At 40.8% G+C, this 25,208-nt stretch carries 26 protein-coding genes and 1 pseudogene; 26 read left to right on the plus strand and 1 reads right to left on the minus strand.

Annotated elements, in window-relative coordinates:
• Nucleotides 1–128: 128 nt before the first annotated feature.
• From PV403_RS07595 to PV403_RS07645, 11 genes and pseudogenes are all read left to right on the plus strand, one after another.
• Nucleotides 129–728, plus strand: coding sequence for a hypothetical protein (locus PV403_RS07595; RefSeq protein ID WP_332084073.1), 600 nt, complete (start codon nt 129–131; stop codon nt 726–728).
• 35 nt (nt 729–763) lie between these two features.
• Complete coding sequence (locus PV403_RS07600; RefSeq protein WP_332084074.1) at nt 764–1,300, plus strand: hypothetical protein; 537 nt, start codon at nt 764–766, stop codon at nt 1,298–1,300.
• Nucleotides 1,301–1,385: 85 nt separating this feature from the next.
• On the plus strand, nt 1,386–1,910 hold the full coding sequence (locus PV403_RS07605) for a ferritin-like domain-containing protein (RefSeq protein ID WP_332084075.1): 525 nt from the start codon (nt 1,386–1,388) through the stop codon (nt 1,908–1,910).
• 147 nt (nt 1,911–2,057) lie between these two features.
• Complete coding sequence (locus PV403_RS07610) at nt 2,058–2,681, plus strand: TetR/AcrR family transcriptional regulator (RefSeq protein WP_332084076.1); 624 nt, start codon at nt 2,058–2,060, stop codon at nt 2,679–2,681.
• 72 nt (nt 2,682–2,753) lie between these two features.
• Nucleotides 2,754–4,001: pseudogene (locus PV403_RS07615) on the plus strand (MFS transporter).
• Between the two features lie 33 nt (nt 4,002–4,034).
• The gene (locus PV403_RS07620) at nt 4,035–5,765 is read left to right on the plus strand and encodes an ABC transporter permease (RefSeq protein ID WP_332084077.1); all 1,731 of its coding nucleotides are present in this window, start codon (nt 4,035–4,037) and stop codon (nt 5,763–5,765) included.
• Nucleotides 5,766–5,825: 60 nt separating this feature from the next.
• Nucleotides 5,826–6,374 carry an ABC transporter permease gene (locus tag PV403_RS07625; protein WP_332084287.1) on the plus strand — a complete coding sequence of 183 codons (549 nt, stop codon included), beginning with the start codon at nt 5,826–5,828 and terminating at the stop codon, nt 6,372–6,374.
• 14 nt (nt 6,375–6,388) lie between these two features.
• The gene (locus PV403_RS07630) at nt 6,389–7,153 is read left to right on the plus strand and encodes an ABC transporter ATP-binding protein (protein WP_213531617.1); all 765 of its coding nucleotides are present in this window, start codon (nt 6,389–6,391) and stop codon (nt 7,151–7,153) included.
• A 202-nt stretch (nt 7,154–7,355) separates the two neighbouring features.
• Nucleotides 7,356–8,813 (plus strand): spore germination protein, encoded by a 1,458-nt coding sequence (locus PV403_RS07635; RefSeq protein ID WP_332084078.1) that lies wholly within the window; start codon nt 7,356–7,358, stop codon nt 8,811–8,813.
• A gap of 15 nt (nt 8,814–8,828) precedes the next feature.
• Nucleotides 8,829–9,953: a GerAB/ArcD/ProY family transporter gene (locus PV403_RS07640; protein ID WP_213531621.1), complete on the plus strand. Its 1,125-nt coding sequence runs from the start codon at nt 8,829–8,831 to the stop codon at nt 9,951–9,953.
• Nucleotides 9,953–11,101, plus strand: a complete 1,149-nt coding sequence (locus PV403_RS07645; protein WP_213531623.1) for a Ger(x)C family spore germination protein — start codon at nt 9,953–9,955, stop codon at nt 11,099–11,101. The genes PV403_RS07640 and PV403_RS07645 overlap by 1 nt, the downstream gene beginning before the upstream one ends.
• Before the next feature lie 52 nt (nt 11,102–11,153).
• Here the strand turns inward: PV403_RS07645 and PV403_RS07650 are convergent, their stop codons facing one another.
• Entirely contained in the window at nt 11,154–11,987 is an 834-nt protein-coding gene (locus tag PV403_RS07650; RefSeq protein WP_213531625.1) for a MurR/RpiR family transcriptional regulator, read from the minus strand.
• Nucleotides 11,988–12,172: 185 nt separating this feature from the next.
• Here PV403_RS07650 and PV403_RS07655 point away from each other — a divergent pair, with 185 nt between their 5' ends.
• The 15 genes from PV403_RS07655 (at nt 12,173) to PV403_RS07725 (ending at nt 25,198) form a co-directional block, all read left to right on the plus strand.
• Nucleotides 12,173–13,051 (plus strand): cell division protein FtsQ, encoded by an 879-nt coding sequence (locus PV403_RS07655; RefSeq protein WP_213531627.1) that lies wholly within the window; start codon nt 12,173–12,175, stop codon nt 13,049–13,051.
• On the plus strand, nt 13,044–14,834 hold the full coding sequence (locus PV403_RS07660; protein ID WP_213531629.1) for an ABC transporter ATP-binding protein: 1,791 nt from the start codon (nt 13,044–13,046) through the stop codon (nt 14,832–14,834). Before PV403_RS07655 ends, PV403_RS07660 begins: the two co-directional genes overlap by 8 nt.
• Nucleotides 14,795–15,628: an energy-coupling factor transporter transmembrane component T family protein gene (locus tag PV403_RS07665; RefSeq protein WP_213531631.1), complete on the plus strand. Its 834-nt coding sequence runs from the start codon at nt 14,795–14,797 to the stop codon at nt 15,626–15,628. Before PV403_RS07660 ends, PV403_RS07665 begins: the two co-directional genes overlap by 40 nt.
• Before the next feature lie 35 nt (nt 15,629–15,663).
• Nucleotides 15,664–16,458: a PHP-associated domain-containing protein gene (locus tag PV403_RS07670; RefSeq protein WP_213531633.1), complete on the plus strand. Its 795-nt coding sequence runs from the start codon at nt 15,664–15,666 to the stop codon at nt 16,456–16,458.
• A 285-nt stretch (nt 16,459–16,743) separates the two neighbouring features.
• Nucleotides 16,744–17,079, plus strand: a complete 336-nt coding sequence (locus PV403_RS07675) for a DUF4181 domain-containing protein (protein WP_213531635.1) — start codon at nt 16,744–16,746, stop codon at nt 17,077–17,079.
• A gap of 597 nt (nt 17,080–17,676) precedes the next feature.
• Nucleotides 17,677–18,231, plus strand: a complete 555-nt coding sequence (locus PV403_RS07680) for a biotin transporter BioY (RefSeq protein WP_213531637.1) — start codon at nt 17,677–17,679, stop codon at nt 18,229–18,231.
• Between the two features lie 32 nt (nt 18,232–18,263).
• Nucleotides 18,264–19,751 (plus strand): class I adenylate-forming enzyme family protein, encoded by a 1,488-nt coding sequence (locus PV403_RS07685; protein ID WP_442951740.1) that lies wholly within the window; start codon nt 18,264–18,266, stop codon nt 19,749–19,751.
• Nucleotides 19,748–20,899: a thiolase family protein gene (locus PV403_RS07690; RefSeq protein ID WP_213531642.1), complete on the plus strand. Its 1,152-nt coding sequence runs from the start codon at nt 19,748–19,750 to the stop codon at nt 20,897–20,899. Before PV403_RS07685 ends, PV403_RS07690 begins: the two co-directional genes overlap by 4 nt.
• Nucleotides 20,896–21,276, plus strand: coding sequence for an FAS1-like dehydratase domain-containing protein (locus PV403_RS07695; protein ID WP_332084080.1), 381 nt, complete (start codon nt 20,896–20,898; stop codon nt 21,274–21,276). Before PV403_RS07690 ends, PV403_RS07695 begins: the two co-directional genes overlap by 4 nt.
• Complete coding sequence (locus PV403_RS07700; RefSeq protein WP_213531646.1) at nt 21,273–21,614, plus strand: MaoC family dehydratase; 342 nt, start codon at nt 21,273–21,275, stop codon at nt 21,612–21,614. Before PV403_RS07695 ends, PV403_RS07700 begins: the two co-directional genes overlap by 4 nt.
• The gene (locus tag PV403_RS07705) at nt 21,614–22,435 is read left to right on the plus strand and encodes an SDR family NAD(P)-dependent oxidoreductase (protein WP_213531648.1); all 822 of its coding nucleotides are present in this window, start codon (nt 21,614–21,616) and stop codon (nt 22,433–22,435) included. Before PV403_RS07700 ends, PV403_RS07705 begins: the two co-directional genes overlap by 1 nt.
• A complete protein-coding gene (locus tag PV403_RS07710) occupies nt 22,436–23,236 on the plus strand; it encodes an energy-coupling factor transporter ATPase (protein ID WP_213531650.1) in 801 nt (266 codons plus the stop codon).
• Nucleotides 23,221–24,081 carry an ATP-binding cassette domain-containing protein gene (locus tag PV403_RS07715; protein ID WP_213531652.1) on the plus strand — a complete coding sequence of 287 codons (861 nt, stop codon included), beginning with the start codon at nt 23,221–23,223 and terminating at the stop codon, nt 24,079–24,081. The genes PV403_RS07710 and PV403_RS07715 overlap by 16 nt, the downstream gene beginning before the upstream one ends.
• Nucleotides 24,071–24,874, plus strand: coding sequence for an energy-coupling factor transporter transmembrane component T family protein (locus PV403_RS07720; RefSeq protein ID WP_213531654.1), 804 nt, complete (start codon nt 24,071–24,073; stop codon nt 24,872–24,874). The genes PV403_RS07715 and PV403_RS07720 overlap by 11 nt, the downstream gene beginning before the upstream one ends.
• Complete coding sequence (locus tag PV403_RS07725) at nt 24,875–25,198, plus strand: CHY zinc finger protein (RefSeq protein WP_213531656.1); 324 nt, start codon at nt 24,875–24,877, stop codon at nt 25,196–25,198.
• Nucleotides 25,199–25,208: the final 10 nt, after the last annotated feature.

The following is a 25,208-nucleotide window of genomic DNA, read 5'->3' on the forward strand; positions in this document are numbered from 1 at the left end:
GGGATATGATTCATTTTGTTATCTCAAGTGTTCTATGTTAGTATGATAGCGAAAATGTAGAAAGAAATTTATATAATCAAAGAAATGATGTAAGGTCAACTTTTTCAGACAACAACAGGGGGAACAGCATGAAGAAGAAAAAGAAAATGATAGGTACGATTGGCGGACTGCTGTTATTAGTTGCAGTTGTATTTGCTATGTACATACTCATAAAAGGGATGCCAAATGAACAGAAGTTCAATGAAGATGGGGAAGTTACCATTCATTATCAAAGTACATATATTGACGCTGTACCTGAAGATTTCAAGACAGCAACGAATGAGGAAATGGCTGAAAAGATGTTTGGTAGTCCTGATTTTTACAATAAAATGAGCGAAAAAGATACATTAAAACTAGATGCAACATTCTCGCCAAATGGAGAATTTTATAAAGCGGAAGGGGAAGGTAAACTAACGATATTAGGTAAAGAATACCCTTTTTCGGTATCAAGCTCACAACTTGAAAAAGAGGTGTTGCAATCAGGGGATCATCTCATCTGGGGCAGTATTAGTGGAGGCTTTGTAGATGAAGGCGGAATAAAAAGAGAGATGATCTTAAGTATAAGTACCGTCATCGAAACGGAAGAGGTATTTTACTATGCCACGCTCGGAGGAGTTGTAATTTCATTTGGTGATTTCGGATTTGAAACGAAAGAAATCAGGGATATTCTATTGAATAATCCAATCTGAGTCTTTAGCAAGTATGTAAATAGAAGGGATACAGGATGATTCTAATACCGAGAAACGGCCATGATGTACGTTATAAAAAAATGAAACAACGATTGAAAGAGGAGATTTTATTAGAATATCATCAGCATCAAGGAATTCTTGATGTGTTCGATTATTGCCTTTCTGAGGAAGAAGCTAAGGAAATGATCATCCCCTATGAGTATCATTTGAAACATGTGAACAAGTTTATTTCCTTTTTCAAGGACATGTTTGCCAAATACACATGTACCGTCTATTTTAACAATTATATTAAAAAATTAAACAAGGAAGAAAAGAATAGGCTAGGGGATGTAGACTTCACGATCTATAAAAAACTGCTGAAGAAACAGCCTGGGTGTGTAATCGTCGAGAACATAGAAGAACTTATTCTGCTAGTGAAGCTGTCCGTATTAGAAATAAGTTTTGTTGATTATATCTTTGGTCAAGGGGAAGTGGTTGTCCAAGGGAATTTTGATCTCAGTTTTCCTATATATTTTCAACAAGATGTTGTTACAAAAATGGTTTTTAACAATCGTCTTTTTATTAGAACCTAAACCTGGGTATACGCAGGACATGGTACCGAAGCGCCCACTCACGAATATATTGGAGTGAAAACCAAACGATACCGGAGGGGAACCCATGTATTACAATACGTATTATCCAGTGAGATATTGTTCAGCAACTCCAACTTCTTATTATTCGTACGGGCAGATGCGTCAGGAAACGACTACTTACAAATCACTGGAAGAAGCACTGACTCTCATAAAAAATGCTATTAGCGGCGAGCGTGAGGATGAACTGTTTTACGATTACTTAATTTCAGAAGCACCGTCCCAGGAAGAAAAAGAAATCATTGAGAGTATTCGTAATGATGAGCGTAAGCATAATCAAATGTTCCGTAGGATTTATCAAGATCTGACAGGACAAACCATTACTTCTCCGACTGATGTCGAGTTTAAAAAACCAAGTTCTTATATAGAAGGAATTAAGAAAGCTCTATTCGGAGAGCTCTCCGCAGTCGAACGTTATCGGGATATCAGAGCAGGGCTCCCTAGCCAGTATTATCGAGATATGGTTTATGAAATTATCACAGACGAACAAAAACATGCAGATAAATATAATTATCTCCTGAATTTGTATCTTAGTAAAATGATGAAAAAGTAAATTGGAAACCTATATTTAAATCGATCCGTGGAAAACTCCACGGATTTTTTGTGCTTTAGGAACAATATTGATTGACAAAGAATGGTTATTTTATATAATGATTGGTAGACCGACCGTCAGTCAATACATGAAAAGGAGACCCATTGAATGAGAATCTCAAAAGCTCCGGAAGACCGCAGAAACGAAATATTAGACACGGCAGAGCAACTGTTTTTCACCAAAGGATATAGCAAAACTACAGTGAATGATATGTTGCAGGCTATTGGTATCGCCAAAGGTACATTCTATTATTACTTTAAATCAAAGGAAGAAGTGATGGATGCCGTTGTGATGCGGTTTATCGAAACTGGAGTTGTGGCTGCCAAGAAAATTGCCACGGATAAGGAGCTTACTGTCCACGAAAAGTTGCTCCAGATCATTATGGCGCAAAAGCCAAATACCCCGAGCAAAAGGCAGATGATTGAAGAGTTTCATGAACCCGATAATGCACAGATCCATCAGAAAAGTTTAACGGAAACCATACTGCAATTAACACCTATTTTGACAGGAGTGATTGAGCAGGGAATCGAGGAAAAACTCTTCCACACCCCTTATCCTCGTGAATCAATAGAGTTTCTGCTTATTTCATCCCAGTTTTTGTTTGATGAAGGAATATTCAAATGGACACCTGAAGAAATTGTGCAAAAGATACAAGCTTTTATTTATATGATGGAGTCGACACTCGGGGCAGAGAGAGGAAGTTTTTCTTATGTGTCCCAAATGTTTGAATAAATTTCTCATGTTGAAAGGTGGGGGGGCTATATGGAGACGCAGACGCAGGTCAATAAATCTTTTGGGTATTTCATGGTGCTCTGGGCCGGAGAATGGATATCCAGTATTGGCAGCGGTATGACAGCGTTTGTGCTCGGTGTATATGTATACCAGATGACAGGGACGGCTAGTAGTGTTGCAATGGTCACTTTATGTGCTTTTCTTCCCACCATTATCCTTGGACCTGTTGGCGGAGTGCTATCAGACCGATTTGATCGACGTCTAATGATGATTATAGGCGATTTATTTTCTGCGTTTGGCCTATGATTTGTACTCATCGCGATGTTGCTGGGTGAACCAGCTCTTTGGCAAATATACGTTGGAGTGACGTTTAGCTCTGTGTTTGTTTCTTTGCTAGAACCCGCTTACAAAGCTACGATAACGGACTTACTAACCGAAGAGCAGTTTGCAAAAGCTAGTGGACTTGTACAACTTGCCGGCGCCTCTAAATATCTTCTCTCCCCGATTATTGCCGGAATACTCCTCACAATCATGGATATAAGGAACATACTCATCATCGATATTGCTACCTTTTTTATTACGCTCTTTGCTGTGTTCTTTGTGAAAAGAAATCTGCGAGTGATACAAAAAACGAAAATAAAAGTGACGTTTATCAAAGATCTGAAGGATGGCTGGGATATCCTTATAGCTTCGAAAGGTGTTCTGCAGCTTACAATTATTCTTTCAATTATTACTTTTTATATGGGCCTTCTCCAGACATTATTTACTCCGATGCTCCTACCTTATATGAATTCCAGAACCTTCGGCACAATCATGTCTCTAAGCGCATCCGGTATGCTGATCGGGAGCCTCTTTATAGGGTTATTCAATATGAAAAGAAACTATATCCCTGTGTTAACCATAGGTCTTGGTTTTGCCGGCTTCTTCTTTTCCCTGTTAGGGATAACAACGAATATTTACTTTCTTTCCGTGTTCGGATTTATATTCTTTGCTGCGCTTCCTTTTATCAACACAAGCGCCGATGTGATGATTCGTAAAAAAATCTCTAGTGAAGCACAGGGACGGGCATGGGGGATCATCGGGATCCTTTCCCAGCTTGGTTATGTAGCTTCGTACGCATTAGCCGGAACTCTGGCGGACCTTGTATTTAATCCACTATTACGTGAAGGAGGACCCCTTACTCCTACTTTAGGGAATATTATTGGGATCGGGGAGGGACGAGGTACAGGATTATTGTTTATCGTCTCGGGACTCCTCATCGTGATCCTTTCTCTTATCATTCCACGTATTAAATCGATCCGAGCACTGGAGAATACTTAGTTGATTTAAGAAGAAAGGGGAAGGTACCGATCTATGCTGCTGCACATCGTAAAGAGAGATTTTCAAAGAAATAAAATCATAACGACCATCTTATTTTTCTTTATTATGCTCTCAGCCCTGCTCATTGCTTCTGCTTCACATGTCATTACGGAATTATCGAGTTCTCTAAACAATCTATTGTCTCAATCCAAAGCTCCTCATTTTGTACAAATGCATGCTGGACCCATCGACAAGAGAGGCATCGAAGAATTTGCGAGGACCCATCCTCTCGTCAAGGAACAGCAGACGGTAGAGATGCTAAGAATTGACGGATCAAATGTATTTATAGGATCTTCAGAACAGTCGGAAGCAAATAGTGTTATGGATATCGGCTTTGTAAGACAGAACGTTTCTTTCGATTTGTTATTGAATTTAAAGAATCAAGTTATTCAGGTGGCTCCAGGAGAGATTGCAATGCCTATTTATTACATGCAGCAGAAGAGCCTCGAACTTGGTGATACTGTCCTCATTCAAACAGAGCGTTTCAAACGAGAATTTAAAATTGTTGATTTTGTGCGTGATGCTCAGATGAACCCCGCTATGGTCAGTTCAAAGCGTTTTGTCATAAGTGAGAAGGATTTTGCTGTACTTAGAGAAAATGTGGGAGATATGGAATACCTCATTGAATTTCTACTAACCGATCTAAGTAAACTGAGCGATTTTAGTAGTAACTATTTCTCATCCAATATGCCAAATAAAGGTCCTACGATTGATTATTCTTTATTTACTTTGTTGAATGCACTGACAGATGGAATGATAGCAATTGTCATTATTATTGTAAGTTTTCTGTTAATGGTTATAGCTTTACTTTGCTTAAGACTTACAATTACCGCAACGATGGAGGAGGATTATCAAGAAATTGGCGTCATGAAAGCAATAGGTTTATCTAACCTCGATATCAAACGAATCTATCTGGCAAAATATATTGTGATATCCGCTCTCGCAACGAGCTGCGGGTATTTAATATCCCTAACGACCATAAATTTAGTTACCGCTAATATTAGTCTATATTTGGGTGCTGTCACGAAAAGCTTGCTTTCTTATGTCATCCCTTTTTTGGCTGTCGGTCTAATTTTCTGTATCGTCGTATTTTTTTGTAAAGTAATGCTTAGAAGGTTAAATCGAATATCAGCAGTAGAGTCACTGAGGTCAGGTACTTCTTTGAAGTCACAAACTCCGATAGGAAGAGCACAGCTTAGCAGATGTAAATATGTGAACGTAAACGTTTTTCTCGGAATAAAAGATGTCTTCAGACGAGTCACCATGTTTACATTATTGTTTTTCGTGTATGCATTGAATGTATTTATCATTATGGTGCCGCTAGGATTGTTACACACGCTTCAGTTGCCTAGTTTCATTTCCTATTTGGGGGTAGGACAGAGTGATATCCGCATTGACTTACCACAATCGGCCAACACTCAGCAAAGATTTTCACAGATAATAACCGCATTAGATAATGATCCCGACATAGAAAAGTTCTCTCCACTGATTACCTCCCGCTATCAGGTACAGAATGATGAAGGTGTTTGGGAAAGTGTAAACGTGGAAACGGGTGATTTTTCGATTTTTCCTTTGTCGTATATAAGCGGATCAGCTCCAAAAGGGAGTCATGAACTTGTGCTTTCTGACCTTCTTGCTAAGGACTTGAACAAAAAGGTGAATGACACGCTTGTTATAAAAATGGGAGAGGTACAAGTGAAAATGAGGGTTAGTGGAACCTTATAAGATATAACGAATGGTGGTCGAACCGCTAAAGCGCAAATACCTTATGATTCAAAGAATGTGATGTGGCATGTCATAGCGCTAGATGTGAAACCAGATGTTTCAGTGCATAAGAAAGTAGATCAATTCACAGATGCCTTTTATCCGGCAAAAATAACTCATCTGAAAAGCTACCTAGCACAAACTCTAGGCAATACAATCAGACAACTGCAGTTTGTCACCATTCTAGCAATTGTCATTTCTTTGTCTATTACAGTTCTTATTACGTCTTTATTTCTAAGAATGCTTTTGGCAAAAGATGCTCCTCAATTAGCGATGATGAGAAGTCTCGGTTTTACAATTCGGGATATCCAAATTCAATATTTGATAAGAATGCTTTTACTGGGAGGGACGGGGGTTATTATTGGAACATTAGGTACGGTTACCATTGGGCAAGGGCTTATTCAAGTAGTAGGTTCATTTATGGGTGCTCCAAAAATTCATTTAGAATTTAATTCGTTAATCACGTATGTTCTTTATCCGCTTCTTTTCTTAGCTATGATATCGATTACAAGTTTATTGAACACTCGCGCAAAGAAAAAGTATAGTATTGCTGAACATATTTCCAAATAAGAGGGGGCATCGGTATGCCTATATTAGCAGCGAAGAAATTAAATAAAGCCTATGTTAATAGCCAGGGATTTCGGCAATCCGTGTTACAAGGTATTGAACTGCAAATTTGGTCCGGGGAGTTTGTTGCGATTATGGGGCCTTCCGGTTCTGGTAAATCAACCTTGCTTTATTCAATCAGTGGTATGGATAAAATAAGTTCGGGAAGTGTTGTCTTTGAAGGGCAAGAAATTGCTTATCTATCCGAGGAAGAATTGGCAGAATTAAGGCTTCATAAGATGGGATTTATTTTTCAGCAAATGCACCTGCTAAAAAACTTGAACATTCGTGACAATATCATTTTGTCAGCCTATCGTGCAAAGAAACACAGCCGAAATACGATCAATAAAAGAGCTGATAAATTAATGAGTAGAACAGGTATTTTATCTCTTGCAGATCGTGATATCACACAGGTATCGGGAGGACAATTACAGAGGGCTGCTATCTGTCGTGCGCTCATCAATGAGCCATTGATGGTTATCGGTGATGAGCCAACAGGTGCACTGAACTCTAAATCTGCGGGTGAAATCATGGAGATTTTGACCGAAATAAATAGCGAAGGGACTACCGTACTGCTCGCAACACATGATTCAAAAGTTGCTGCTAACGCGGAACGAATACTTTACATGCTTGATGGGAACATAACTGCACAGCTGCATCTGGGCAAATATAATAAAGTGAATGGTGATCTGAAAGATCGGGAAGAACGAATCACAGCTTGGTTATTTAAATTAGGATTTTAAGAGAACCGCGGAAAACCCCGCGGTTTTTTTGCGTCAACAAGGAACTCATCTCTTTAGACAGAGCTATATGAAGGAACTTAATCCATCATGAAGTGTCATTATTTATGAATGAAGCGAAGATAATAGGGACATATTATGTATGCTCCATAGTGGAGAATATTAGCTATGGAGTAATATGATGAGGGAAAAGGATAAAGCCATTATGTCAGATTATAGCAAGCAAATTGAACAACAATTAAAAACATTATTGAACGAAAGTGAAGGACTGATTACAAAGCCGATAGGTGAAAAAATAGCGATATGTTTTATGTCTGGAATGGTGGACTGTGAGCAAATCAATCAGAATGTAATCGGGAAAATTATAGAGAAAAATCAATATGAAAACATAGAATCTCTTTCAGATCAGATTGCCATCGGCAACTGTAAAATGTTTGATGAGATATCTAATGCTATCCAGGAATTGCTAAGTGGAAGTGCTCTTGTTTTTATGGAGGGCAGCAAGGAAGGGATTATCGTTAGTGTAGCTAATATCCCTGCTCGTGCACCTGCTAATGCCGAGAATGAAACCACCATTTATGGACCGATGATGGCATTTACCGAGTCCATGGGAAAAAATATTGCACTACTTCGTTCCTACATTACAAGTCCGAAGTTAATTCAAGAAGAAATTCAGTTAAATACAGAAACCAACACGGTAGCAACGATGCTTTATATCCAATCACCCGATGTCCTTCCGTTTATTGAGACGATCCGAAAGCGGATCGAAAGGCGGAAAGTAGCAGGTTTTTTTGGAAGTCCGTTATTACTGAAGCTTTTAACGGATAATAAATATTCACTTTTTCCAGAAATGTCATTAACCGAACGACCAGACCTTACCTCGCGCGCCTTATTAAAGGGGAAAGTTGTTGTCTTAATGGAAGGGAACTCTCAAGTTATTATTGGTCCTACCACATTTTTTGATTTCTTCTACTCGGTAGAAGATCGGTACAATACGTGGGGAATCGGAACATTCACTCGCTTATTAAGAGCGATTGCTTTTATTTTCTCGATTTTCCTCACACCGATGTATGTAGCTGCCTTAACATATCACTATGAAGTGATTCCTGTACCCTTGTTAGAGCCGCTAATCAGTACAAGAATAAGGGTTCCGTTTCCGCCGCTCTTAGAAGCCTTGCTTATGGAAACATCCATTGAATTATTAAGAGAAGCAGGGGCACGTCTGCCGACAAAAGTGGGACAAACCATGGGTATCGTAGGTGGTATCGTTATTGGTCAAGCTGCCGTTCAAGCAGGATTTACAAGCAATACACTCGTCATGCTCGTTGCCCTTGCCGCACTTGGTTCTTTTACGACACCAAACTATATGATGGGTTCTACCATTCGTTTTGTACGATTCCCTATGCTGATCGCTGCCGGGGCTTTAGGGTTAATAGGCATTGCTTTCTTTGCTATCTTCTTGTTGATTCATTTACTGAAAATGACAAGTTATGGTAAACCATACCTGTATCCTCTCTATCCACCGGATACCAAAGGGATGCTTAATGCCACATTGATTACAAATTCTACACAGTTTGCATATCAAACGGATTTAACGAAAAGGAACGATTCTTCTTGGAGATCCAAATGGATGAAGAAGTTGAAATCTGACAATGATGATTGATCGGGAGGTAGAGCTATGAAGATTAATGTCTTTCCACCTAAAAATATGATGCTCCATGCATACCTTCTCTTCTTTATCATAACCAATACCCAGGTGGGGGTAGGGATATTTACTTTCCAGAGAATAGTATATGAAGCTTCCATGCGAGATGCATGGATCTCCGTTATTATTGCTGGGGTCGTTACCCATTTGATCATGTGGCTTATCGTCCGTACCTTGCAGAAATATAAAACGGCTGATCTATTTGGCATTCATTACGACCTGTATGGCAAATGGATTGGTATGGTATTTAATTTGGTTTATATCGTGTACTATTTTCTCGTTACCTTTGCGGTGATGAGAAACTATGCTTCTGTAGTTCAGGCTTGGATATTTCCTGATATACCAACTTGGGTGCTGATCATCTTAATCAGCTGTTTAGCATTTTATGCAGCGATGGGAGGAATAAGAGTCATTGCTGGCATATGTTTGTTTAGCTTTATAGTTACGGTGCTGACTCTCATCCTGTTTCATTCTTCGATACAGCATGCAATATGGACACAGCTGCTTCCTGTGTTTGATTCAAGCGCTTGGGACATAATGAACGGCGCAGTGAGAATGGGATTTAGTCTGGCAGGATTTGAGATTATTACTGTGGTTTATCCGTTTATACTGAATAAGAACCGAGTTATGTTACATTCACAACTCGCAGTTTTATTCAGTAACGTTCTATACCTTTTTATTATGGTTATATCGATCGGGTACTTTGCTCCAGATCAATTATTACGATCTCTCTGGCCGTCTCTGAATATGCTCAAAATTGTCGAGTATCCTTACCTGGAACGGCTGGAGTTTATCGTTATCTCCGCATGGATGTTAGTCATTCTTTCCGGAATCCTGTTAAATACATGGCTGATTACAAGAGGTTGTAAGAGAATGTGGAAGTTAAACCCAAAACCCGTTTTAATCGCCGTGTTTTTTATCATTCTATTGATGTCGTTTGTATTCCATAAGCGTCTTGAAGTGAAAAATTTTATGATTCGACTTGAATTAAGCAGCATCTTTTTTTCTTTTATTTACCCAGCATTGCTTTGTTGCATCGTGTTTATTGTATTTGCATGGCGTAAAAAGAAACAGCGAAAAGGAGGAGAACATACATAATGAAGCACCTGCGGATCCTATTATTCCTACTCGTTATGTTTCTTCTTAGCGGCTGTCCTAAAGCAAATATACTAGAGCAGCAATCCCTTACCCTTGCTATTGGCTATGATGCAAAAGAAAATCATTCTTTTCAAGTAACGGCGACTCTATTAGAGTCGGAGGAGCATGCGGAAGATACCAGTCATATAGTCACGGTAGAAGCGGAGACAAGTAAATCTGCGCGGAGGAAACTCAATGAGAAGCTGCCGAATGAAATTGCAACAGGCCAAACAAGGGTCGTTTTATTAAATAAAGCGATCTTTGATCTAAAAATGTTGAATGAGGTTTATGTTTTAAGTCGGGATCCGTTTTTTGGAGATATGATTAAGATTGCGATCGTAGACGGTTCTACAGAAGATTTGTTAACACACCCGTATGAGAAATATAAGAATGTCGGGATGTCACTTAACAGTTTGCTTGATCATAATACGAAATTTAACTGGGTACCTGAGTTAACGCTTCACGATTTCACATATTTCAGGGACACGAATACATTAGATCTCGCAATCCCAACATTAAAAAGAGAAGGGGAGGAAATTGTAATCAACTCGCTCTCTTTGTTACATGGTGGGGACATCGTAGGAGAAGCATCCCCAAAAGAAGGTTTTTTTCTAAAAGCACTAAAAGGGAAAAGAACACCCTTTCTTTATGAAGCTATCATTAAGAAAAAAGATATGAAAAAAAGCGGAATGGATCAGTATTTCCTGACAGAATTCAATGATGAAAATACAGACGAAGTAAAAGTAGTGTTTAGTATTATTAAAAATAAAGGAAAAGTCAAATTAATAGACGAGGAATCGAGAACATTTGAGGCCTCTATAGATATGGATATTAACATTGAGGAAATATCTCAAGTGTATGATTTTAAACAGAATAAAGCCATTATTGCTTTGGAGAAACAATTAGACATAGAAGTAACTAAAGATCTGCAATCGTTTCTCGATAAGATTCGGAAAGTAAATTCCGATATTATTGGTTTTGGTGAGCTTTACCGAAGTCATGCGAAGGACGGCAAGTTTGTCGACGAGCAGTGGGAAGATATTTTTCCAAATACAAAGATTCATGGGAAAGCACAAATTGATACAATTCGTACTGGAATAATTGAGTAAGGACCACATGAAAAAGGATGATTCCTTTATCGGAATGGTCCTTTTATGTGTGTTATTGCCGAGGAAGTTTAGAAGCATAAGTAACTCTCATTTGCTGAAGATGAGTTAGTTTATCTACATGATGTTCCGGCAGGCTCATCCCAATATGTAAAATCAAATTTTCAATTACATACATAGGAGCGATCATCGAATGAAATTCCCAAACTTCTCCGCGCCCCGCATAAAGAACAAGATCTGCATGATCTAACCTCGGATAGATGAAACGATCTGTGATCAGGATGATACGGTAATGAGCTTCACGCGCATGATCCATAATGACTTCAATTTCGGGCAGAAGATGAACAAATCCGAATACAAGAATGACATCCTTCTCACCTGCATGCATGAGCGTCTCCAATAGTTCGTGACCGCTTGCCGCCATTAGTTGAATGCCTATTCCAAAACGTCGTAACCGAAAAGCAAACAGTTCTGCCAGCGAAATACAAGGTCCAGGGCTATATACATACACTTGCCTTGCCTGTTGGATCATGGCGGATGCCTCTTTCAAAAGTTCAGGAGAAAGCCTCTTACTCGTCTCCTCCAAGTGGTGCAAGCAGCTATTTAGCAGCATCTCCGGCAGTGAAAGTTCCTTTACTAGGTTCATCGTTTCTTGAAGTTTAATCGCGGGTGATGTTTCCAGTCGAAATCGAAGTCTTGCTTTAAATTGTTTGGCGTTCACAAATCCAACCGCTTTCCAAAACCTCGAAACAGAAGCGATGCTAATTCCAAGTTCATCTGCCATTTCTTGTTCAGTCAAATAGAGTACACGCTGTTCATTGCGCTGAATAAATTCCGCAAGCAGCCTTTGATTCGTCGAAAATGATTTCTTATTCCAATTCTCATACATGCTCATCCCACCTCAAAGGTTATTCTATTTCTCTACCTTACAGGTGAAATGTCATGTAAATATTTTTACATCATTAAAAATAATGAAAAAAAGTTAACACAGCGTTGATAAAACTACAATTTAGCGTTAATCCCTCCTTCCTATAATGAGATTATATTATGAGATGTTAAGGGAGGATTTTATTAATGAGTACGTTGTCTACACGCTATACGCTGACACAATCTCAAAAAATGATGATTTTTGTACTGTCGATGTCTTTGTATGGCTTGTCTAACATGTTCACCGAGCTCATACCCAGCATACAGCTAGGACCGATTGAATTGTCCGTTGAGTATTTCGCATTTATTCCACTCACCCTTTGTATGCTGTTTCATCCACTTTATGCAGCGGTAGGTGCGTCTGTTGGAGAAATCATCTTTGGAGAGCTGATGCTGGGTCAATTCGGAGGAATTGGTGAAGTGGAAAAATTCATTACATTCTCCCTTGCTATGTATACAGCTGGTCGAATGGTGTCAGATCCGACGAATAAACGGCAGGTGGGTATCGCCGCAATGACAGGAGTTGCTATCCATCAATTGCTGAGTGCAATCGTTGATGTTGTTAAGGTATGGGTTGGTGTAGAGGAACTTGAAGCAGTTCAAGGACTAGCCGAAAGTATTGTAATCATTGAAGGTGTCGGATTCCTTAATGATGTTTTATTCTCTGGTATTTTGTTTGCTCTGCTGCCGACACTGTATTTGGTTCCACGTCTATATGGCAAAATCGAACCGCTTCTTGGGATGAGACCGCGCCATAAAAATACGAAATATGAAATGTCCAATTGGTTGTCCCCCAAATTTGTCATTATAGGCGTAGTACTTGCACTCGTTGCCGTCGGTGCTGAAATTATGTCCGAAACGGATTGGAGTTTTGGGGAATGGGAGCTTCCGTTTGCAGAATCTTCAGAAAGCACACTGATCTGGGTTAGCATTGCAGCAGCAGCTGTGATTGCTATCGTCACAATCTTTATCCTTCGCAGTAAGGCTGGAAAATCTTCGAACAGGACGGATACGAAAAATGCGTGAGCCTTTAATCGAATTATCACATGTTTCTTTTACATATCCCGGGTCTGACCAGCCTGTCTTGAGTGATGTATCGTTAACACTGCATAGGGGAGATTTCACAGCGATTATTGGAAGTAACGGTTCAGGGAAGTCCACCCTTTGTAAATTGTTTAATGGTCTGATTCCTCATTATTACACAGGAGATTACTTCGGAGAGTCGAAAATATGCGGACAATCGTCTGAGACCAGTAGTGTAGCGGAATTATCTAGAAAAGTAGGATACGTATATCAAGATTTCGAGAATCAACTGGTTCGTCCTACCGTACTTGATGATGTCGTCTTTACCCCACTCAACTATGGTTATGCTGACTATCAAGCTCGAGGCCAAAAAGCGCTGATGATGATGGGGCTATCTAATGTGAAAGATGAGTTTATCTGGTCACTCAGCGGCGGGCAAAAGCATCTGCTTGCACTTGCAGGTGCGCTTGCCATGGATCCCGACATTTTAGTGATTGATGAGCCGATATCACAGCTTGATCCACAGCATGCGAGGCATATCTATGATATTTTAAAACGCTTAAACGAAGATTATGGCAAAACCATTGTTGTCATCGAACATCATGCCGAATTTATCGCTGACTATTGTAAGGAAGTTGTTCTTATGGATCAAGGAGCAGTCGCATGGAAGCGTCCAACTCGGGAAGCTCTATCTTCTGTAGACACATTACTCCGACTTGGGATCTATCCGCCACAAGTGACCCAGGCGGCATGGTTGGATTTGAAGACTCGTGAATCATTACCAAAAGAGGGAACTTCGCTCCCGATTCGTATAACAGAAGGAGAACATTGGTTTCATTCGCGGCCCGTTACCTTGACTCTTCAGAACACAGAAAAACCAGAAGTGGTTACAGAATCTGGTGCTCGGAAAAAAGTAGTTGTGGCAGAAGATGTTCGTTTATCATACCGTACCATTCATAAGAAGATGCACCCTGTCCTGGATGGAGTGAATGTAACTCTGCATTCTGGTGAAGCGGTTGCGATTATCGGCAATAACGGTGCAGGGAAATCATCCTTACTTAAACTGATCGCAGGAATAGTGAAACCTACAGGCGGATACTTAAATGTGAATGGATTTTCGCTAAAAGGAATGAGCCCGGAGCGAATGGCAGGACATGTATCTTATGTATATCAGAACCCCGAAGAGATGTTTATTGAGGACTCCGTTGAAAAAGAAGTCGGTTATTATGTTCATGCACACCGTCTGCCGGATGCGGAAGAACGTATTCATAACGTACTAGAAAGTTTCCGTCTTACTGGACTTAAAGATCGGGACGCAAGATTGCTCAGCGGGGGTCAGCAGCGGCGGGTAGCTTTAGCGATTGGAGCCGCTATACAACCATCCATTATGCTTCTTGATGAACCGACGGCAAATTTGGATATTGCAACAAAGCAGGAAATGCTCAGTGTACTCTCTACTTTGAAATCACATGTAGAGACGGTCGCTATCGCAACTCATGACATGCAGCTTGTGGCGGAGTGGGCAAGCCGGATCATTGTGATGCATCAGGGGGTTGTCATTGCAGATGGTACGAAGGAACAAATCTTTGAAGATGCAAGGCTGCTTGAACGAGCGGGTCTGCTTCCTACGCAGCTCATGGAACTTAGCCGGTGTCTTGGATTGCCAAAAATCTGTTACTCACTGGATGAATTCATTTCATTTTACACATCTAGAGAACAATCTCAACCGGAAGGAGAGGATACCGCGTGGAAATCGTCAAAAAGACACTTGACCGCATATCTGTAGAACGAATCAAGCTGGAATTACTCGGTACGGCTTATGGTAATTCCACCACATTTATTGGAAGGCTTGATCCGCGTACGCTTTTATCTTGGTATTTGTTTTTTGCCATTGTTCCCTGGTTTATTCATAACCGGACGATTCTAATCGGCATGTTCGTATTTATGGTGTGTATGACGGCGTTATCTCGCGTTAGTTCGATCCTTATTTTCATATTATGTTTAGGACTCGTGGGTCAAGTAGGATGGATGTTCTTATTCTCGATGCTATTTGGAGGCGATCTATCCTCCCTTTTACCGCTCCTTACGCTAACACTGAAGTTATCGGTCATTTCACTTGCCAGTATCGCTGTATTTTCAAGTATGGATCCGGAAAAATTAAGTGATGGCTTGTCCGCTCTTGGTGTACCAGATACATTCTCATTTAGTTTGTCATACGGGTACCGCATTCTACCTACTCTATTAGAAGAGTTTCATCAGATTCTGTTGTCTTTCCGTTTAAGAGGAAGGTCTCCCGAACGGCCCGGTTTTCTCTACATTCGGGTTATCATTTATTATCTGCGCCTGACGGTACTTTGTTTCTATCCACTGATGCTAAATACGGCCAAACGTTCCAGAACAACAGTTGAAGCACTTGAAACACGCGGGTTTACTTATGGGCTTAATAACCGTGAAGTAAAGAAGATGAGATTATCCTATCTTAAACTCGGCATGCTAGATTTGTATTTCATTGCATTCTCTATCCTTTATATTACCTGGTTGTTCTGGTTCGGTCTGAAATTTCCATCCATTTTGTATTAATTGATATGAACATATTTAGAAGGAGATGAAGTAACATGTTAATCGATTTACACACCCACGGAAAACTATCCAAACAATCTGATTTCTCACTGGATTATTTTCACGAAATGATGCAAGAAGCAAAATTGAACGGGGTAGATGCTGTAGCTTTAACCGAACATTTTAACACGAAAAATTATGGGGCGATGTATGAAGCACTTGATTCCGCATTCCCTTATAATGGTCACTACTATGAAGCCCATGGGGTTCGGGTATTCCCAGGAATTGAAGTAGATATAAGAGAAACAGGACATATTCTGCTGATTGGTAAAAAAGAAGAAATCTTAGCGATTCGAGCGGAACTGGAGCCCTTTACATCTAAAGAAAACTTCATTCCATTTGCACAGCTGCTAAAGCTTGCTGACACTTATCATGTATTTAAAATAGGAGGGCATCCATTCCGAGATTCAACTCCGCTGCATCAATTAAATAGAGATCTGCTCATCCAATTAGACGCGCTGGATCTCAATGCAAAAGATTTATACAAACAAGGAGTAGAAGTGAATCGTCAGAAATTAGAACCGTTTGCTGAGGAGCTTGGTCTTCCCATTGTTGCAGGGAGCGATACTCATCAGTGTCTCCAATATGGAAGTGTTGTGAATCGTTTTGACGAACCAATCGATACGGTTGAAGATTTAAAACGAGCAATTCAGAGCCAAAGATATGAGATCCAGATTTCCGAAGCACTTGATATAAAAGTCAAAGCATCTGTGATGCTGAAGAAAGTACTCAAACAATTAAAAGGTGAACCGCCCTCACGCGAAGAGTTGGAGGAAGTAGGCATCGGCTAAATTGGTGAGTAAAAAATGGTAGGCTAACTAGAGTAAGTTAGCTGTCTACCAACTGGCCTAATCGAATTTGATTAGGCAGACTGCAGGCAAACTAGCTTAAACTAGTTTACCTGCAGTCTTTTTTATTTTTAGTATGTAGTAAAATACTTATGTAACTGATGTAACTAGGAATACAATAAAAACGTTTATTAATTGAAGTGAAATGTATACGATAAAGGGATATAAGACACAATTTGGAATCACCAAGGACAACTCGTAAGGTTATAGAGGGGAGGAAACTTATTAATGGATGCTACTATTACATGGGTGATTTTGTTTGTCGGGATTATGGAACGAATACTCCACTTATGGCTGGTAGAAGATGACCCAGAGTGTATAACAGAAACTTCCGGTAAGAACGTTTATAGATGGGGCAGCATTTTACTGATTATAAGTGGAGTAACAGCTATTTTTTTATGGGAGCAGGGATCACTGGAATTTATTTGGATTATTTTTGCAACTGTGTTTTTAATATTTCGTGCATTTATGGAATGGAGATTCATTCGAGAAGAGAGGGAGCATGTTGTAACTCTGATGACCGTGGTTATTCAAAGCATTTGTTTTCTGGTATTTGTCAGTTGAAGTAAAGCTATGATGAGGGTGTGTTAATGTGACGTTTAGTACATTGGTTATATTATTCGTGTTCATAGTACTTATTCTTGCTGTTCCGTTTGTACGATTTGTAAGAAGAAAATTAGCTCCTACATTTGCAGGTTTCACAAAACGAACAAAATACATATATTCCATACTTGTGATGATCGTACTTCTTTACCAAATCAGTTTTTTACTTGTCTTTTTAACAGACCAATTATATAAACTGACAGAGCCGTGGGCCAATCTATATTGGGGTAGTGCTGGGATACTCGGAATAGTGATCGGCATGATTGGAGTCAATTTCCGTTCAAAAACTGTTTTGCTATGTTCTATCTTTCAAATGATCTTAGGTATTCTACTTTTGATGTTATTTGTTATGTTAGCTGGAATAACTTCGATGTGAGTTTATTAAAATTAAACCTTTAAGAGTAACGAAAACCACAAAAGATTGTGGTTTTTTTATGATTGTAAACCAAAAATAATAATTACGGGTTTACAATAAAGGGACATGAAGATATAATTCTATTACATTAGATGTCGGCTCTAATAGAATAATTGTTTCACAATGATATCGGAGGTATTCACTTGAAGACAAAAGAAATGGTATTCGCTGCATTATTCGCAGCATTTATAGGCGTGCTCGGGATGCTTCCGCCAATTCCCCTAGGATTTATCCCCGTTCCAATTACTGCCCAGACACTTGGTGTTATGCTGGCAGGATGCTTTTTAGGGAGGAAGACGGCTGGAATAAGTTTGATTTTATTTATCGTATTAGTTGCTTTAGGTTTACCGCTATTATCTGGAGGACGTGGAGGATTAGCCGCTTTAATAGGACCGGGGGCAGGATACATACTAAGCTGGCCCATTGCCGCATTCTGTATAGGATATATGACGGAGAAGGTATGGGGAAAGCTGAAAACATGGAAATTATTTATGATTAATGTTGTTTTTGGTGTCTTGCTTGTTAGTTTAATTGGTGCACCCGTTATGGCGCTCGTAACGAATACATCAATTTGGGCTGGCCTTATAGGTGCTCTGGCATTCATACCAGGAGATTGTATCAAAGCTCTGATTGCAGCATTCGTTGCGGTTCAATTAAAAACGATTAGTCCCATTGAAGATAAAGTCCATCGATCTTAAAAAAACGGAATTTTAAGTCATAAATAGGTGTGATGAATTTGAATATAGTAAAGGCGATATTGGAATGCGGGAAGCATCAGCCTGATAAAATTGCTTTAGTTCATAATGAGAATAGTCTTTCTTACTCTGAATTGGTAACAAGGATCAAAAAAGTAGCTCATGGCTTTAAGCAGAAGGGTTTCCATCATGATAAGATTGCAATTTTATCAACGAATCGTATAGAATTCGTAGAAGTTTTTCTTGGTATCATCTATGCAGGATGTGTTCCTATCCCTCTAGATCCAAAATGGAGCCAGTCGGAGGTTAACACCATCCTACAGCAATGCGATCCTCGTATGATTTTTACGGAGGAAGCCTATACGAGAAAACTACGCATGTCCGATAATGAGATCCCGCTCCTCACCTTTTCACATGAAGAAACGTGCTCCTATGCCGGTTGGATTGATTCTTTGAACCCGGCAGCCGAAGTGGATGAAACAAACGAATTATTATTTATCGCTTTCACATCAGGTACAACAGGGGTGCCCAAGGGATACATGCGCACTCATTTGTCTTGGATGAAAAGCTTTGAAGCAACAAGCGAAGCTTTTGAGTTTCATAACATGGAACATATTATGGCGCCCGGTCCCTTTGTACACTCTTTGTCACTATTTGCTTTAATGCAGAGTCTGGTAAGTGGAGCAACCTTTCATATCGTAGAGCATTTCCATGCAAAAAAGGTGCTGGAGCTATGTGAAAATATTCCGGGCATGATTCTGTTTGTTGTTCCTACGATGATTGAATCGATGATGCGGGAGGCCATCCCAGGTAGGGCATACATGCAAGCGCTGATCAGTTCGGGAGGGAAATGGTCGGAAGGATCCAAAAAAAGATCCATGGAGGTTTTTGGTGGAGCAAAAATGTACGAATTTTATGGTTCCTCTGAAGCGAGCTATATTAGTTATATCGATGTATATGCAGAAAATAAACCGAATTCGGTTGGTAAACCATTTAGAGGCGTAGAAATCTCTATACGTGATGAGCATTTTAAAGAATTGCCCGTAGGAGAGATTGGACAGCTATATATCCGAAGTGAAATGATGTTCTCAGGATATTATGGATTACCTGACGAAACAGCAAATGTCTTCCGTGATGGGTGGCTCATGCTTGGAGATTATGTTTCTATAGATGAAAATGGATATTTACACCTGGCTGGCCGTGCAAAAAATATGATCGTATCCGGGGGCCTGAACGTTTTTGCAGAGGAAGTCGAATCCGTTATGCAGCTCATTCCGGCGATTGAAGAAGTAATGGTGTTTGGGCAGCCTGATGACTATTGGGGAGAACAGGTGACGGCACTTATACAATGGAGCGGAGAAGAACACTTGTCTCTAAAAGAAATTAAAGAGCATTGCCGTAGGTACTTAGCCAGCTACAAAGCTCCAAAACAGCTTATTACAGTAGATCAATTCATCTATACTAGCAGCGGGAAGATCGCTCGCCATGAGATGAAGGAATACATGAGAAGAGTGATGCTATGAAAGAGGCTGTTGTTGTCATGGCAAAACGTACGCCTATTGGTAAGATGGGCGGATTATTATGTGAACTGGAACCAGAGTCATTATTAGCACCGCTTATTCAGCATATTGTCACTGAAACAAACCTGCAGAGCGACCTCATTGATGATGTTATTATTGGCAATGTGGTGGGACCAGGAGGTAATATTGCACGAGTGGCTGCACTTGCAGCGGGGCTTCCTGTCACAGTGCCAGGTGTCACGATTGATCGGCAGTGTGGTTCTGGCTTAGAAGCGATTAATATAGCAGCCAGACTCATTCAGAGTGGTGCGGGTGAAGTCTATCTAGCAGGCGGGACCGAAAGTACCAGCCGGGCTCCATGGAGAATGACCAAGCCGCAAACCTTGATGGGTGTCCCGCAGCTGTATACGCGTGCTCCGTTTACTCCAAGTGCGTATGGCGATCCGGATATGGGCATAGCAGCGGAGAATGTAGCTGAAAAGTTTCAGATTTCCAGAGAAGCACAGGATGAGTATGCTTTAAAAAGCCATCAGAAGGCGATTCATTCACAGCAATCCGGCAGATTTATTGAGGAGATTGTTCCGATCGAAGTGGCTGGAAAGCTCATGGGCACCGATGAATGTCCGAGAGCCAACACGAGCATGGAAAAGCTGCGGAAATTGCCGCCTATTTTTCTGGATCAAGGTACGGTTACGGCCGGAAACGCTTGTCCGATGAATGATGGGGCTGCGCTAGTTCTAATCATGTCCCTCAATAAATGTACTGAACTTAAATTAAAGCCTATCTTGCGCATTGTGGATACTCAGGCAGCAGGGGTAGATCCTCATTATTTAGGGATTGGGCCCGTTCCAGCTGTTCAAAAATTGGTAAACCGTCAGCAGCTGACAGTGGACGATTTAGATATTGTTGAATTCAATGAAGCCTTTGCTTCTCAAGTATTGGCCTCATTAAAAGAGCTTCAGATCCCCGAGGAAAAGGTCAACCGTGGTGGCGGGGCGCTGGCTTTAGGCCATCCTTACGGTGCATCCGGTGCTATTTTAATGACGCGACTATGCGCTGAAATGCTGCGAAAACCTTTCAAACGCGGGCTTGCTACACTTGGTATTGGCGGAGGAATTGGTCTTGCCACTTTAGTGGAGGCGGTGGAATGAATGAGCTTCATAAGCGGATTTATGTATCTGCAGAGTCGATAACTCGGTATGCGAAGAGCATCGAATTCTCCGTGCCAACATCAAGTGGTGAGTTGATTGCTCCAGCCACAATGCCGATTATTTTTTGGAGTGAATTTGATATTCCGTGGCTCCCTATGAACGGACCTCTAATTCATGGATCACAGCAATTTAGCTACGAGGCTCCACTTACGGCGGGTATGACTCTGGATTGTGAATTATCGTTACAAAAAGTAGAGAAAAAAGCTGGGCGTCATGGGAATTTGACCTTGTATACTCATAGACTCGTGTGTACCAGTGAGAACAAACTTATCGTTACAGCAGAAACGGTATTAATCTCCGTAGGTGATGGAATATGAAAAAGCGAATTACAGCTGACCATGTTCAGCAGTATGCTGCTGCCTCTAAAGATAGAGCTGCCATTCATTTGAATGCTGAAGCTGCAGCCAGGGCCGGTTATAAACGGCCAATTGTACATGGAATGTACATTATGGGTATTGCACAGTCCTTGTATTTAGCGGACCATCCAGCTCAGTGGATCAAAACCTGCAACATGAAATTTATCAATCCACTATTAACAGATACGTTAGCAAGTTTTCACTTTGAAGTTTGCGCAGATCATATTGACATAACTGTTACAGCAGAAACTGGCGAAGTTATTGCGAAGGGCACTTTTTCAGTGGAAGAGAGGTTCTAATGGGTAAAACAGCTTTAATTACCGGATCGAGCAGGGGGATTGGAAGAAGTATTGCTCTTCAGCTTGGATTAAGCGGTTATCAGGTCGTTATCAATGGTACCAAACAAAGTCTTATAGATGAAGTGGTAAGAGAAGTTCAGAGCTCAGGAGGCGTGGCTACTGGATACTGTGCTAACGTTGCTGACCCATTAGCAGTTACTGCGATGGTAGACCATGTTGCAGCAAAGTATGGCAGGATAGATGTATTGATTCATTGTGCTGGTAACTTACATGACCAAAAGTGTATACGTATGACGGATCATGAGTGGAACTCGGTTATCGATGTCCATTTACATGGTGCATTCTATTGCACTCAGCGAGTATTGCCTTATATGACTCCATATGGAGGCGACATTCTGTTCATGACATCGACTGCCGGGTTATCAGGTTCTGTAGGACAGTTGAATTATAGTGCAGCAAAAGCCGGAGTGCTCGGCATGGTGTGGACTTTAGCTGCAGAGCTTGCGCGCTATCAGATACGGGTAAATGGTATTTCGCCTGCCGCATTAACGGATATGACTAGACCTGTAATTGAGCATGTAAAGGAAAAGTGCGCTAGGCGCAAAGAGTCATTTCCTGATTTCTGGAAAGTCGGTGATCCGGATGATGTCGCGCAATTCGCAGCCGCATTGCTGGCACAACCTGATCAGGATATAACAGGTGAAATTTTTGGAGTTAATGGTTCGAAGGTGACCCAATGGCAAAAGCCGGCACCTTCCTTTTTCGAAGACGGAATAGAGAGGTTTTTCACTGCTTGGCACCAGAAGAAGGGAACGAAATAGATGCTTATTTTTGATCATGTACATTTTTATTATCAACAAGAACAACAGGTCTTAGAAGACATAAGCTTTACCATTGAGTCAGGTGAGTTTGTGGCGATGGTTGGGGCTAACGGCAGCGGAAAATCTACGATAGCTAAGCTTATGGATGGATTGCTCTTGCCCAAGCAGGGCCAAGTGAAACTAGGTAATCTGAACACTTCAAATCGGGAAGATCTTGTGAACATTCATGAGCAAATCGGGATTGTTTTTCAAAATCCGGAGGATCAGTTTATCACCACAACGGTAATAGATGAGGTATTGTTTGGTCTTCAGAATATTCGGGTGCCTAGAGAAGAAATGGATCATCGTGTGGAGCATGCCCTACAAGCGGTTCATATGGAAGATTATAAAGAAGCGATGCCGCACCACCTGTCCGGAGGACAGAAACAGCGTGTCGCTATAGCGGCAATACTAGCTATGCGTCCTCAGCTGATTATTTTCGATGAAGCAACCTCCATGCTTGACCCGCTGGGGAGAAAACAAGTGCTGTCCATTATGAAGGAACTGCATAGTCAGGGTATGACCATTATTCATATTACCCATCATATGGATGAAGTACTATATGCCAAACGTGTACTCCTCTTACATCAAGGCCGTATTGAATATGATGGTGACCCGGAGACCTTTTTTAAAACCGTGCGGCTAGATGACTATCAACTGGCTATGCCCTTCTCCGTTCGACTACATCAAGGATTGAATCTACACACACCGCTTTCTGCAGATTGGAAGGAGATGATTCGTTCGGAATGGGATATGAATTAATAGATGTAACAGTGAAATATGGTGGACAAGCAGCTTTGAACCATGTCAGCTGTACGATTCACGAAGGTAAATGGATCTCCGTCATTGGACGAACGGGTGCGGGTAAGTCTACCTTTGTCAAAGTATTAAAGGGGCTGCTTCCTATGGTTGATGGAGAATATCGTATAAATGAGCAGACCGTCCCAAAAGATCGCAAAGGAAGGATGAAAGTAGTACCTGATATTGGTTTTGTTTTTCAGTATCCGGAACATCAAATGTTTGAGACGAGCGTTTATAAAGAACTCGCTTTTGGACCAAAGTTGCAGGGTTCTACTTCGCAGCAGATCGAACAGGCTGCTGAGTCCATACTTCCTGAGGTGGGTCTTACCCAGGATATTTTGTCATGCGCTCCATTTCAATTAAGCGGGGGACAAAAACGCCGTGTCGCGATTGCTTCTGTATTAATGATGAACCCAAAGCTGCTCATTTTGGACGAACCAACCGCGGGACTTGACCCCGTAAGCCGAGTCGCACTACTGAGGATGCTGAAAGAATGGCAGCAGAAAGGAAACAGGACTGTTGTTTTCGTGTCGCATCATATGGAGGATGTTGCTGAATATTCAGATGAGGTCATGGTGTTCCATGAGGGGCAATTAGTAGGGCATGAAGATACCACAACTTTGTTTTTAAACAAATCAGATCTGCTTGCAAAGGCAGGATTATCCTTACCTGAACCCGTGCAGTTCTTACATCTCATGGAACAATTACACGGACAAAAAATTACCGTAAAGAGCTGCAAGGAGCAGGAAATTTTCGCACAACTGCTGCCTATTTGGCATGCAAGGAGACTTACAAATGGTGAATAATATACTACTAGGAGAATACTCAGAGGGGGATTCGATTCTTCATCAATTAGATCCGCGAACCAAGCTTTTAAGTCTATTCGTGATCATGCTTAGCTTTCTGCTCCTGAATACATTTATTAGTTACGGGTTTGCAGTCATTTTCATCATAGGTATTATCCGATTATCCAAGGTCCCCTTTCGTGTTGTATTCAGAAGCATAAAACCGATTTTATTTATTTTGGCGTTCACTTTTTTCTTTCATGCGCTCACAACGGAAGGCGCTATTTTGTGGTCTTACTCTTTTATCAGTGTAACAGTGGAAGGACTGCTAAATGGAACGCGATTTGTCTTGCGAATCGTTTTACTAGTCTTACTCGCATCCATGTTAACGTTAACCACCAAACCGTTATCTTTGGCTCAGGGCTTGGAAAACCTGCTGTCCCCGTTATCTAAAATCGGTGTGCCAGTAGAACAGTTTTCACTTATGATTGTCATTGCGATTCGCTTTATTCCTACGATTATGCAGGAACTCGATCGCATACTTCTAGCACAGAAGGCAAGGGGGCATGATATAGCTTCTTTGTCATGGATGAAACGTATTTTCGCCTTTGTCCCCATTCTCGTACCGCTTATTTTTACGACCGTCAAACGCGCTGAACAGCTTACTTATGCGATTGATGCACGGGCTTATGGAAATGGGAAGGGAAGAACCGTTTATAAGCAACTTCAATTTAAGAGAATGGATGTGATAGTTGGAGGATTAACCATCCTGTTTCCCATGATTTTGCTGATGATTAAGATAGGGGGGGTATAAATGGATGTATACGGAGCTGTCGTAGACAATGCAACAAGATGTGTTCATTATCATACGGAGAAAGATATTATTGCGATTAAATTCAAATGCTGCAACCGATATTATCCATGTTATAAGTGTCATGAGGAACATGCTGATCACGCCATTCAGCGCTGGCGACAGGAACAGTTCAGTGAACTTGCAATCCTATGCGGAAATTGTCACACGGAATTGTCTATTACAGAGTATATGAAGACGGATAGCTGTCCACATTGCCAGGCTTTATTTAATGAAAGATGCGCTGCACATTATCACATCTATTTTGAAGAAAGAAACCGCCTGTGAGGGAAAAGTT

This window comes from Paenibacillus sp. GYB006 (assembly GCF_036577645.1).
Classification (GTDB): Bacteria; Bacillota; Bacilli; order Paenibacillales; family Paenibacillaceae; genus Paenibacillus.

What these genes read in the sequence shown, in the direction of transcription:
- PV403_RS07655 (WP_213531627.1), top strand. Translation starts at nt 12,173, where the DNA reads ATGAGTACGTTGTCTACACGCTATACGCTGACACAATCTCAAAAAATG.
- PV403_RS07650 (WP_213531625.1), bottom strand. Translation starts at nt 11,987, where the DNA reads ATGTATGAGAATTGGAATAAGAAATCATTTTCGACGAATCAAAGGCTG.
- PV403_RS07630 (WP_213531617.1), top strand. Translation starts at nt 6,389, where the DNA reads ATGCCTATATTAGCAGCGAAGAAATTAAATAAAGCCTATGTTAATAGC.
- PV403_RS07720 (WP_213531654.1), top strand. Translation starts at nt 24,071, where the DNA reads ATGGTGAATAATATACTACTAGGAGAATACTCAGAGGGGGATTCGATT.
- PV403_RS07625 (WP_332084287.1), top strand. Translation starts at nt 5,826, where the DNA reads ATGTGGCATGTCATAGCGCTAGATGTGAAACCAGATGTTTCAGTGCAT.
- PV403_RS07700 (WP_213531646.1), top strand. Translation starts at nt 21,273, where the DNA reads ATGAAAAAGCGAATTACAGCTGACCATGTTCAGCAGTATGCTGCTGCC.
- PV403_RS07620 (WP_332084077.1), top strand. Translation starts at nt 4,035, where the DNA reads ATGCTGCTGCACATCGTAAAGAGAGATTTTCAAAGAAATAAAATCATA.
- PV403_RS07715 (WP_213531652.1), top strand. Translation starts at nt 23,221, where the DNA reads ATGGGATATGAATTAATAGATGTAACAGTGAAATATGGTGGACAAGCA.
- PV403_RS07710 (WP_213531650.1), top strand. Translation starts at nt 22,436, where the DNA reads ATGCTTATTTTTGATCATGTACATTTTTATTATCAACAAGAACAACAG.
- PV403_RS07690 (WP_213531642.1), top strand. Translation starts at nt 19,748, where the DNA reads ATGAAAGAGGCTGTTGTTGTCATGGCAAAACGTACGCCTATTGGTAAG.
- PV403_RS07635 (WP_332084078.1), top strand. Translation starts at nt 7,356, where the DNA reads ATGTCAGATTATAGCAAGCAAATTGAACAACAATTAAAAACATTATTG.
- PV403_RS07605 (WP_332084075.1), top strand. Translation starts at nt 1,386, where the DNA reads ATGTATTACAATACGTATTATCCAGTGAGATATTGTTCAGCAACTCCA.
- PV403_RS07600 (WP_332084074.1), top strand. Translation starts at nt 764, where the DNA reads ATGATTCTAATACCGAGAAACGGCCATGATGTACGTTATAAAAAAATG.
- PV403_RS07610 (WP_332084076.1), top strand. Translation starts at nt 2,058, where the DNA reads ATGAGAATCTCAAAAGCTCCGGAAGACCGCAGAAACGAAATATTAGAC.
- PV403_RS07695 (WP_332084080.1), top strand. Translation starts at nt 20,896, where the DNA reads ATGAATGAGCTTCATAAGCGGATTTATGTATCTGCAGAGTCGATAACT.
- PV403_RS07725 (WP_213531656.1), top strand. Translation starts at nt 24,875, where the DNA reads ATGGATGTATACGGAGCTGTCGTAGACAATGCAACAAGATGTGTTCAT.
- PV403_RS07685 (WP_442951740.1), top strand. Translation starts at nt 18,264, where the DNA reads ATGAATTTGAATATAGTAAAGGCGATATTGGAATGCGGGAAGCATCAG.
- PV403_RS07595 (WP_332084073.1), top strand. Translation starts at nt 129, where the DNA reads ATGAAGAAGAAAAAGAAAATGATAGGTACGATTGGCGGACTGCTGTTA.
- PV403_RS07705 (WP_213531648.1), top strand. Translation starts at nt 21,614, where the DNA reads ATGGGTAAAACAGCTTTAATTACCGGATCGAGCAGGGGGATTGGAAGA.
- PV403_RS07645 (WP_213531623.1), top strand. Translation starts at nt 9,953, where the DNA reads ATGAAGCACCTGCGGATCCTATTATTCCTACTCGTTATGTTTCTTCTT.
- PV403_RS07640 (WP_213531621.1), top strand. Translation starts at nt 8,829, where the DNA reads ATGAAGATTAATGTCTTTCCACCTAAAAATATGATGCTCCATGCATAC.
- PV403_RS07675 (WP_213531635.1), top strand. Translation starts at nt 16,744, where the DNA reads ATGGATGCTACTATTACATGGGTGATTTTGTTTGTCGGGATTATGGAA.
- PV403_RS07660 (WP_213531629.1), top strand. Translation starts at nt 13,044, where the DNA reads ATGCGTGAGCCTTTAATCGAATTATCACATGTTTCTTTTACATATCCC.
- PV403_RS07670 (WP_213531633.1), top strand. Translation starts at nt 15,664, where the DNA reads ATGTTAATCGATTTACACACCCACGGAAAACTATCCAAACAATCTGAT.